General features: G+C 61.0%; 8 protein-coding genes and 1 pseudogene. 3 read left to right on the top strand and 6 right to left on the bottom strand.

Going from position 1 to position 9,422, the window contains the following annotated elements:
• Positions 1-101 precede the first annotated feature (101 nt).
• The gene (locus RMO15_RS05970) at positions 102-1,361 is read right to left on the bottom strand and encodes an exonuclease SbcCD subunit D (protein ID WP_309709191.1); all 1,260 of its coding nucleotides are present in this window, start codon (positions 1,359-1,361) and stop codon (positions 102-104) included.
• A 34-nt stretch (positions 1,362-1,395) separates the two neighbouring features.
• Between RMO15_RS05970 and RMO15_RS05965 the strand changes: the two genes are divergently transcribed.
• The gene (locus tag RMO15_RS05965; RefSeq protein ID WP_309709187.1) at positions 1,396-2,235 is read left to right on the top strand and encodes a sugar phosphate isomerase/epimerase family protein; all 840 of its coding nucleotides are present in this window, start codon (positions 1,396-1,398) and stop codon (positions 2,233-2,235) included.
• 159 nt (positions 2,236-2,394) lie between these two features.
• Here RMO15_RS05965 and RMO15_RS05960 read toward each other — a convergent pair whose 3' ends face one another.
• Both RMO15_RS05960 and RMO15_RS05955 read right to left on the bottom strand, forming a co-directional pair.
• Positions 2,395-3,393, bottom strand: a complete 999-nt coding sequence (locus RMO15_RS05960; RefSeq protein ID WP_309709183.1) for an L-threonylcarbamoyladenylate synthase — start codon at positions 3,391-3,393, stop codon at positions 2,395-2,397.
• Positions 3,394-3,410: 17 nt separating this feature from the next.
• Positions 3,411-4,484, bottom strand: a complete 1,074-nt coding sequence (locus RMO15_RS05955) for a hypothetical protein (RefSeq protein WP_309709180.1) — start codon at positions 4,482-4,484, stop codon at positions 3,411-3,413.
• Between the two features lie 90 nt (positions 4,485-4,574).
• Between RMO15_RS05955 and acs the strand changes: the two genes are divergently transcribed.
• Together acs and RMO15_RS05945 are read left to right on the top strand one after the other, a co-directional pair.
• Positions 4,575-6,542, top strand: a complete 1,968-nt coding sequence (gene acs, locus RMO15_RS05950; protein ID WP_309709176.1) for an acetate--CoA ligase — start codon at positions 4,575-4,577, stop codon at positions 6,540-6,542.
• 42 nt (positions 6,543-6,584) lie between these two features.
• The gene (locus RMO15_RS05945) at positions 6,585-7,556 is read left to right on the top strand and encodes an aldo/keto reductase (protein ID WP_309709173.1); all 972 of its coding nucleotides are present in this window, start codon (positions 6,585-6,587) and stop codon (positions 7,554-7,556) included.
• A gap of 169 nt (positions 7,557-7,725) precedes the next feature.
• Here RMO15_RS05945 and RMO15_RS05940 read toward each other — a convergent pair whose 3' ends face one another.
• From RMO15_RS05940 to RMO15_RS05930, 3 genes and pseudogenes are all read right to left on the bottom strand, one after another.
• Complete coding sequence (locus tag RMO15_RS05940) at positions 7,726-8,511, bottom strand: ABC-2 family transporter protein (RefSeq protein WP_309709169.1); 786 nt, start codon at positions 8,509-8,511, stop codon at positions 7,726-7,728.
• A complete protein-coding gene (locus RMO15_RS05935) occupies positions 8,505-8,834 on the bottom strand; it encodes a hypothetical protein (RefSeq protein ID WP_309709166.1) in 330 nt (109 codons plus the stop codon). The genes RMO15_RS05940 and RMO15_RS05935 overlap by 7 nt, the downstream gene beginning before the upstream one ends.
• Positions 8,831-9,422, bottom strand: a pseudogene (locus RMO15_RS05930) (histone deacetylase); the annotation flags it as partial. The gene RMO15_RS05935 and the pseudogene RMO15_RS05930, both read right to left, overlap by 4 nt.

Below are 9,422 nucleotides of genomic sequence, written 5' to 3'. Positions count from 1 at the left end.
GGGTGTCGGGGGTATCCCCCCCCCCAACCCCACCCCATTTGTGGGGGGGGGGGGGGCGGTTTGTCTCACCGCCGATGCGGGGGGGTGGGCAAACAAAACTCTCACGCCAGTGCCTCCTGCCTTAAATCGTCCATCAGGCGGCGGGCGGCGGCCATGAAGTCCTCGCGGAGGGGAGCGAGGTCGGGGCGGCGGGTATCGAGATAGAGTGTGAGCGCCTGCTCGGGCGTGAGCTGCTCGGTCATTCCCTCAGCGCGGGTGGTGAGGGTCTGGCCGGGGAGATCACGCGAGATGGCGACCACGCTATGGGCTTCACTAAGCGCCTTTCGTAGCTCGTCCTCGCGCACCAGCGGCGCTTTCTCGCGGGGAACTTTGTAGCTCAGCTTCACGACGGCGTCTTTGAGCGGGCGCTTGGCAAGCTCTTCCAAGATTTTCTCCGTGGGCTCATCAGCGTCGGTGGCATCTATCGCGATCTCTAGGAACTTACGCACGTCCACATCCACGAAGCGAAACTCGGCGTTCTGCTTTGCGATATCGGCCAGCACGATGCCCTTGTTTTCGTCTTTTTCCCCAAAATCCAGGCGATCTATCGAGCCGCAGTAGACCACCGGCGGCTGGCGGCGGCTGTTGCAGTCCTGGCGCTTGTGGATATGGCCCAGCGCGACATAGTCGAACTGCGAGAGAGCCAGGGCGCTCACAGGTACTTGTGGTTCGGCGGCGTTGAGTAGCACACCCTGCACCCCCACGCGCGAGTCTGCGACCGTGAAGTGCGCGGTGAGGATGGCGATATGCTCCGGGCGCTCGGCGGCTTGGTGCGCGAGGCTGGCGATGTACTCGATGTACTTATCGCGGATAAGCTGGGCGATCTCCTCGACTGTCTTGTTTTTTGTCTCGTCTTGGGTGAGCACACGGGCGCGGGGAAGATAGGGCATCCCCCCGACCAGTACCTCGCCTCGCCGCGTCTCTACCGTGATCAGCTCGGGGCGGGAGAGAATCTGCACGCCTGCGCCGCCGAGCACGTCGTAGATTTCGAGAGCATGGGCACGGCCACGGGTGTTGGGAATATCGTGGTTGCCCACCAGCATCACCACAGGAACCCCGGCGTTGGTCAGGCGGCGCAGGCTCCCTGCAAAGAGCTTCTGGTGGGTCTGGCTGGGGTCACGGGCCTTGTAGGCATCGCCCGCAAAGATCGCCAGATCTACGTCCGCATCTAAGGCCCGCGAGATGCCCTGATCCAGCGAGTTTTTGAAGTCTTCGAGCCGCGTGTTCAGGCCCGTCTCCGGGTTGAACTTGCCGTGGGTCTCGACTCCCAGGTGGACATCGGCGAAATGAAGCAAACGAATTTTCTCTGCGGGGTGGGGCACGTCGCAATTATACCGGCTCGGGTAGAATGCGCCCATGTCTGCTCAAAAATTTGCGATCTGCAACGAGACTTTCGCGCCACTGGGAGCCGCCGATCCCTGGAGCTGGGAGCGCACCTGCGCGTTTCTTTCTCAAACGGGCTACAACGGCGTCGAGCTGGCTCCGTTCACGTTCGCCCCCGATGTCCGCGAGATTTCTGTTGCTCAGCGCAACGAGATAAGGCGCGTTGCTAGTGATCATGGCCTCGAAATCGTTGGAGCGCACTGGCTGCTGGTCTCCCCACCGGGCCTGCACATGCACACTACCGAGACTGCGCTTCGCCAGAGAACCCTAGATTACTTAAAAGCACTGATTGAGTTTGCGGGTGATGTTGGCGCTCCGGTGCTCGTGCTGGGCTCGCCCAAGGCACGCACGATCGAGAATGGCGACGAAGCCGGGGCGTGGCTACGGATGTGCGAGACACTGGCCGCGCTTACGGAGACGCTCATTGCTTGCAGCGCCGTGCTCTGCCCCGAGGCTCTGCCGCGCCCCGAGGCGGACTTTCTGCTCACTCAGTCAGAAGCGTGGCGCATGGTCGAGACACTCAAACACCCCGCGATTCGGATGATGCTGGATGTCAAGAGCATGTGCTCCGAAGGCCCCGACGCCCCTGCCGCGCTCTGTCGTGAGTTTGGCGCTCGCATCGCCCATGTCCACGCCAACGACGCCAATCGCCGCGGCCCCGGCTTTGGCGACGTAGACTTCAAGCCCATCGCCGCCACGCTCAAAGAGACGGATTTTAGTGGCTATGTCTCCGTCGAGGTCTTCGACTACAGCCCCGATCCCGAGACCATCGCACGGGAGAGCCTGCGGTACTTGAAGGAGTGCTGGGAGTAGCCGCCGGCTAGCCCCCCCGATTGGAACGAGGGGACTGGAGAGCTAAAGCTGCGAAGGGCGTGCCGCCCATAAAATTCGAAATTGAGTATGGCCGGAACGGCCTTTGTAGCGGAGCCTGCGACGCTCTCCAGTCCTGCCGTTCTGATCGGCAGGACGCTGCTAATCGGCCGGACTGGCGGCACGCCGCAGACGATCCCAGATCGCGTCCCACTCCGGCCCCGTGGGAGGTGCTTCTACAAGAATACGCGAAACTCCCGAACGATCAAGTACCCGGATGAACCAATAAAGAATTTTTGCATAGTGTTCTGCGTCCCAGTCGTGGCGAAGAAATGATATCTTCACCTTTACACGTCCTGGTTCTCCTGGCTCTGGTCGTTTTCCATCAAGTGATCCTCTTCTCACCAATAGGCCATCCCCCTCTTGGATCTGTTGGACTAACTCCTCAATAGGTAAAATAAGCAGAGGGGCTTTGGGCGCGTAGTGCCGAAGCATCTGCCCCGGCGAGCGTGCGACATTGGCCTCGGCTTCCCCCGCCGCACGGGGGCTAGGGGGGAGGTTCAGCTTGGCCATCCCTGGCCGCAGAACTCTGGGCGGATCACACGTCACATCAAGAACCGTGCTCTCGATGCCGACTCTACAGCCGCCGCCGTCCAAGATCAGCAAGTCGTCTACAAACTCGCCGAGCGAGTGCTGGACATGGATGGCAAACGTAGGGGAGACTTCTTCGCTACGGTTTGCCGAGGGCGCGGCGATGGGGACTCCAGCTTGGCGTAGTAGCTCCAGCGCGACGGGATGATTGGGGATACGGATGCCGACAGTGGGGCCGCCTGCAGTGACAATATCGGGGATATGATCGGCTTTTTCTAAAACCAGAGTGAGTGGACCGGGCCAGTGCTGGGCCGCCAGCTCGTCGGCGATGGCGGGCCAGGTCTTGACCAGTGCCTTTGCCTGCTCGACACTTGCCACATGCACAATAATCGGGTTGGTGGCGGGGCGGCCCTTGGCGGCGTAGATCTTCGCCACGGCGTCGGCGTCCAGCGCATTAGCACCCAGGCCATAGACGGTCTCTGTGGGAAAGGCAACTAGCTCCCCGCCGCGCAGGCGCTCGGCGGCTTCGGCGAGCGCTGCATCGTCGGGGAGGGTGATTCGGGCAGACATGCCCTATTTTATCGCGGCTACTGAATCTCGGTGGTGAGAAGAAACGCACGCAGGACGCCGTTATGCAAGCCCTGCCCGACGATCTTTCCGTTGTCGTTGATGCCCGTTGCCACTTGTAGCACCCAGCCTTGGGCCGGATCAATCAGGCTGTTTAAGTCCACGATTTGGCGGGTGCCCGGATCCCACTTGACCGCACGAGCATTGCCACGGCTATCTTGTGCCGTTCCGACAATCGTCCCATCCGTAGCAATCGCACGAGCACTGCTAGTCTTGCCACCTAGTGTCCCCAGATCGGCTGCGGGGAACTGCTCAATGTTCAGTGTCCAGACAAAGGCATGGCGCAGGCTACTTGTTGTGTCTGCCTCCCCAACCACGGAGTTAGTCGCGTTCACCGCAAAGGCGACGCCATTGGCCCCGCCCAGCGTGCCAATATCTTGTAGTGCACTTGTCCCGGACTTGATAAAGAACGGGTGAGTCTGGTGGTTGCCCGTGACCATCGCGGTGCCCACAATGCTCCGAGCGGGGGTCATCCCAAAGGCCGCACTGGTGTTTCCTCCTAGCGTCCCTAGCTCAATCGCACTGATGCTAGTGCCAGCCACCGTCCAGAGAAAGGCCTTCTCCAGCCCTTGGCTATTCTGGTGTGAGCCCGCCACAAAAGTCGCCAGCCTGAGCTGGTTGTTACGCCCTGTCTGCACGGCTCGGGCAAACGAGTTAAGGCTCCCGTGTGGGTGCAAGTCAAGAAGCGAGGTGCCGTTTACCAGGAAGGCATGGGTGCTTCTCTCGCCTAAGATCGTAGAGAATCCAACGACACGCTCTGGGTTGATCGTGGTGGGGCTAGAGATAGCCGTGGAGATGCTGAAGTTCCCACCAAGCGAGCCGAGGCCACCCATGCTTGTGAGCGGGTTCCAGAGAAAGGCGTTGGTGGTCGAACGGGACGTGTCGGCCTGCCCGGTGATGCGCGTGGTGTTGTTGATCGCGGTTGCGCCGCTGGTGGGGCCGCCGAGCGTGCCTAGATCGAGAGCAACAAGAGACTGAGCGTGGGCCGAGAGCGTGAGAGCTAGCAGAGCGGCGGTGCAAAGAAGATTCTTCATAAGGATAGGATAGGCGCAAACGGAATCAGCCAACACCGACAAAAGACAGGGACGGAGGGCTAACTTAAGTCAGGGTATACTTTGAGGGTTATGAGCAATGAAAGCGTGATGGGGTCTTCGCTCGGCGGAGACCGTCTTTTTCCTCCGTCGTCGGAGTTTGTGTCCCAGGCCAATATCGCCGATGCCGCGATCTATCAGAGCGCCGCTGCTGACCCGGAAGCCTACTGGACGGAGTGGGCCAAGAAGCTGGACTGGATCGAGCCGTGGACGGAAGTTTGCCAGTGGAACCCACCGCATGCGAAGTGGTTTGTGGGTGGAAAACTCAATGTGAGCGCCAACTGCATTGACCGGCACCTTAAAACAGCGCGACGCAACAAGGCCGCGATTATCTTTGAGGGCGAGCCGGGCGACACGCGGGTGCTGACCTACCATGACTTATGGCGCGAGGTGAATGCCTTCGCGGGCGTGCTCAAGAACCTAGGCGTGGTTAAAGGCGACCGTGTGAGTATCTACCTTCCCATGATCCCCGAGGCGGCGATTGCGATGCTGGCCTGCACGCGCATCGGGGCCATTCACACCGTGATCTTTGGCGGGTTTTCTTCGGAGAGCCTGCGGGAGCGCATCAACGACAGTCAGAGTAAGGTTGTCGTGACCAGCAGTGGCGGCTGGCGGCGAGGAAATATCGTTCGCTTAAAAGACACCACCGATGCTGCGCTGGAGGGCGATGCCTGTCCGTTGGTGGAGAGCGTGGTCGTGCTCAGCCGGGCGATGGACCCCACACTAGTTCCCATGACCGAGGGCCGTGACCACTGGTGGCACCGGCTGGTCGAGGACGCCCCGCGTGTCACGGAGCCGGAGGTGATGGACAGCGAGGATGGTCTCTTTATCCTCTACACCTCGGGCTCGACGGGCAAGCCCAAGGGGATCTACCATACGTCTGGTGGCTATCTCACGCAGGCCAACGCGACCTTCCAGTGGACCTTTGACATTAAAGAGACCGATGTCTTCTGGTGTACCGCCGATGTGGGCTGGGTGACGGGCCACAGCTATGTGGTCTACGGGCCGCTGGCTGCCGGAGCCACGGTTCTCATGTACGAGGGCGCACCCGACTGGCCCGCACGGGATCGGTTCTGGGCGACGATTGAAAAGTACGGCGTGAGCGTCTTCTACACGGCCCCGACCGCCATTCGGACGTTTATGAAGTGGGGCACGGAGCATTTAGAAAAATACGATCTCTCCAGCCTGCGCCTGCTGGGCTCCGTGGGCGAGCCGATCAACCCGGAGGCATGGCTCTGGTACCACGAGCACGTGGGCCACGGGAACTGCCCCGTGGTGGATACCTGGTGGCAGACCGAGACCGGGGCACAGATGATCACGGCCCTGCCCGGCATTGTCGCAGGCAAGCCTGGCAGTGCAACCCTGCCTTTTCCAGGCATCACGCTGGCTGTGGTGGATGAAGAGGGTAACCCGACTCCCACGGGAAAAGACGGCCTGCTGGTGATTCAGAAGCCCTGGCCCTCGATGCTACGCACGCTCTGGGGCGACGACGAGCGCTACCAGAAAGTCTACTGGAGCAAGTTTGGCGATAAAAATCTCTACTTCGCCGGAGACGGTGCCCGCCAGGACGAAGACGGCTATTTCTGGCTCCTGGGCCGCGTGGACGATGTGATGCTGGTGGCGGGGCACAATATCAGCACGATGGAGATCGAGTCCGCGCTGGTCTCGCACCCCGCCGTGGCGGAGAGCGCAGTGATCGGCAAGACCCACGAGATCAAGGGCCAGGCGATTGCCGCTTTCGTCTCGCTCAAAGAAGGCATCGTCGCGAGCCAGGAGCTACAGAACGAGCTGAAAAAGCACGTCGGGCAGAAGCTCGGCCCCATCTGCCGCCCCGATGATATTTTGTTCACCGCGGAGCTTCCCAAGACGCGCAGTGGAAAGATCATGCGCCGTCTGCTGCGGGACATCGCCGAAGGAAGAGCGCTGGGCGATACCACCACCCTCGCCGACCCGAGCGTCGTCTCCGGGTTGAAAGACAAGTACGAAAACAGTGAAGGATAGGGAGCAGGAAAGCCGCCTGTGGGTGGGGAATCCTGAGACGTTATGAGCAATCAGATGAAATACGGCACGATTGCGGGAATCGAAAAACCCGTCTCGCGCTTGGTGCAGGGCATCATTCAGGTCAATCGCAACGATGAGGCCATTGGCTTCGCGCAGCTCGACTCCGCGTTTGCGGCGGGCATCAACTGTATAGACACGGCTTACATCTACGGCACCGATGCGTTCTTAGGCAAGTGGGTGCGGGAGCGTGGTATCCGCGACGAGGTGGTGATCCTGGCAAAGGGTGCGCACGATAGCGTCCGTAAGAAAGTGACTCCGTTCGACATTCAGCATGATCTCCACGAGACTCTGGCTAAGATGCAGCTTGATTACGTCGATCTTTATATTCTCCACCGCGACGATGAGAACGTGGAAGTGGGGCCGATTGTGGACGTGCTCAATCTTTTGGTGAAGCAGGGCAAGATCGGGGCGTTTGGGGGCAGCAACTGGAGCACCGCGCGCCTGCAAGCCGCCAACGACTACGCTGCTCAGACCGGCCAGATCCCGTTCATGTCGTCGTCGCCCAACTTCTCGCTGGCCGATCCGATCCGTGTGCCGTGGGGCGGCTGTCTGACGATCTCCGGCGACCAGTACGAGGCGGATCGTGCGTGGTACAAGGCCAATCAGATGCCGATCTTCTCCTGGTCGAGCATGGCGGGGGGATTCTGGTCCGGGCGCTTCAACCGCGAGGGCGTCGAGACCTATACCGAGGGCCAGGCAAAGCTCGTGCGCGAGTGCTACTGCTCCGATGCCAACTTCACGCGCCTGGATCGTGTGCAAGAGCTCGCTGATGCCAAGGGCCTGACGGTTCCGCAGATCGCGCTGGCCTACATCTTCAACTACCCGATGAACGTCTTTGCGCTTGTCGGTGCCCAGAACCAGGAAGAAGTAGACACCAACGTCGCCGCGCTCAACACCGACCTCACCGAGCAAGAGCTTCTCTACCTGGATCTCAAAGCCGACAGCCCGGCGTAGCGCCGCCGATTGGAACAGCAGCGCTGGAGCCCTCCCCCGTTAGAGGGGGGAGGCTGGAGAGCCTTCGGCTACGAAGGGCGTGCCGCCCATTAAGTTCCGATGGCCGGAACGGCCTTTGTAGCGGAGCCTGCGACGCTCTCAAGTCCCGCCCCTCCAACGGGCGGGACTTTTAGCTTCCCGTGGAGCGGTACTTGCGCTCGCCGAGCTTCCAGAGCTGGAGGGCGAGGGTGAGAAAAGCGACTCCGACTACAGGGCCAAGGAGGGCGAGCCAGGGGGACGCGCCAGGGTGGCCGAAGATCACCGACGCCGGGAGGTAGTTCATGCAGGCAATCGGCACAAGATAGGTGAAGAGCAGCCGAATCCACTTTGGGTAGATCGTCAGCGGTAGCTCGGCGGCCATGATCCCGCCGTAGGTGAGGGCATTGACAATCTCCAGCGACTCGACCGTGATAAAGCAGAGTGCGGCCTGCATGACCAGAATGCCGTAGAAGATCAGTGCGCCACCCAGAACGGCGCCGATCAGGGTTGCGACTTTTAGGGCATCCCAGTGCACACCGGCATTGGACGCGCCCCAGCCCAGCGCCACCAGCCCGGCGAGAAAGCGCCCGATTCGGGAGAGCTCGAAGGTCTGACCCGCGAGGAGTAGTGCAGTGGGATGCGGACGGAGCAGGAAACGATCAAACTCCCCGGCACGAACCACGCTGGCAAACTGATCGAAGCCGCGTCCTGCGGCCTCGGCGAGGGCGAAGGCGAGGTGTACCATGGCGTAGAGCACCGCCACCTGCGGCAGAGTCCAGCCGGGGAGGTTCCCAAAGCGCGCAAAGAGCCCCCACAGCCCGATGACCTCGACCGCCACCGCTGTGAAGTTCCCCGCCGAGAAGAGCACGAAGCTCGCCTTGTACTGCATCTGGGAGCGGATCGAGGCCCGCATGAGGGCAAGCAAAACCCTTAGCACCCGAGCTCTCCAACAGCATCTTGAATCTTGGCGACTAGGCGTTCGTCCATTAACGTGTACTTTCCACCGGGATTGGAAATATGCAACACGAGAATCTCTTTCTCCGCCAGCACCTCGCCAAAGCGCTCCTTTAGGTCGCGCAGTTGGCTTTTCTCAAAGACATAGATCGTCTCCGCCCAGCCAATATCCCCCACCGTCACCTTCACCCGCGCCGAGCGCTCCGTCCCTGCCGAGCGCACTTGTACCCCCGTTGTTTTCTGGTAGAGCTTCTCCGCCGTCAGGCTACGCACCGTGTTTTTCCCACAGACAAAAAGAACTTTCATAGGGCTTTATCGCCGGAGAGAGCGGGAATGGTCAGGGCGGCTTGCAGTGTGTTGGCGATCATACGGTGGCTGGCATCGCTGTAGCCGCCGCTGGGCAGGACGAGAGTCGGGAGGCTTAGAGCGCGGAGGGTGCGCAAGACAAAGAGATCGCGCTCTAGGATCTCGGGCTCCGTGAGGCACAGTCCCCCGAGCTGGTCTTTCTCAAACGGGTCAGTGCCCGCGTTGTAGATTGCCAGCGTGATCTCGCCCCTGCTGGCGACGGTCTCTAAGAACTGTGGGAGCTGGGCCTTGAGCAGGTTGAGATAGAGCGGCCCCGCCGTACCGTCGTTGAGGAGAATGGGCCAGTCGAGGCGCTGGCGGGCAAGTACGTCGCTGTAGGGGTAGCGGTAGGCATTGAACATGTCAAAGAGCCAGACACTGCGGTCATTGAGAAAGCAGTGCGCCACGCCGTTGCCCAGGTGCGCGTCCAGGTCGATGTAGGCGATATTTCCCATCAGCCCCTCACCACGCAGAATGGCGATAGCGACGGCGATATCGTTAAAGAGGCAGAAGCCCTCTCCTTGGTCGGGCTTGGCGTGGTGGTAGCCG

The sequence above is a fragment of the Armatimonas sp. genome (genome assembly GCF_031410135.1).
In the GTDB taxonomy this organism is placed as follows: domain Bacteria; phylum Armatimonadota; class Armatimonadia; order Armatimonadales; family Armatimonadaceae; genus Armatimonas.
The sequence above is the reverse complement of the archived record's forward strand: the minus strand, read 5'-3'. Positions and strand labels throughout refer to the sequence as shown.

Excerpts from the sequence above, each read along its gene's own strand:
- acs (WP_309709176.1), top strand. The coding sequence starts at position 4,575 with ATGAGCAATGAAAGCGTGATGGGGTCTTCGCTCGGCGGAGACCGTCTT.
- RMO15_RS05955 (WP_309709180.1), bottom strand. The coding sequence starts at position 4,484 with ATGAAGAATCTTCTTTGCACCGCCGCTCTGCTAGCTCTCACGCTCTCG.
- RMO15_RS05965 (WP_309709187.1), top strand. The coding sequence starts at position 1,396 with ATGTCTGCTCAAAAATTTGCGATCTGCAACGAGACTTTCGCGCCACTG.
- RMO15_RS05945 (WP_309709173.1), top strand. The coding sequence starts at position 6,585 with ATGAGCAATCAGATGAAATACGGCACGATTGCGGGAATCGAAAAACCC.
- RMO15_RS05935 (WP_309709166.1), bottom strand. The coding sequence starts at position 8,834 with ATGAAAGTTCTTTTTGTCTGTGGGAAAAACACGGTGCGTAGCCTGACG.
- RMO15_RS05960 (WP_309709183.1), bottom strand. The coding sequence starts at position 3,393 with ATGTCTGCCCGAATCACCCTCCCCGACGATGCAGCGCTCGCCGAAGCC.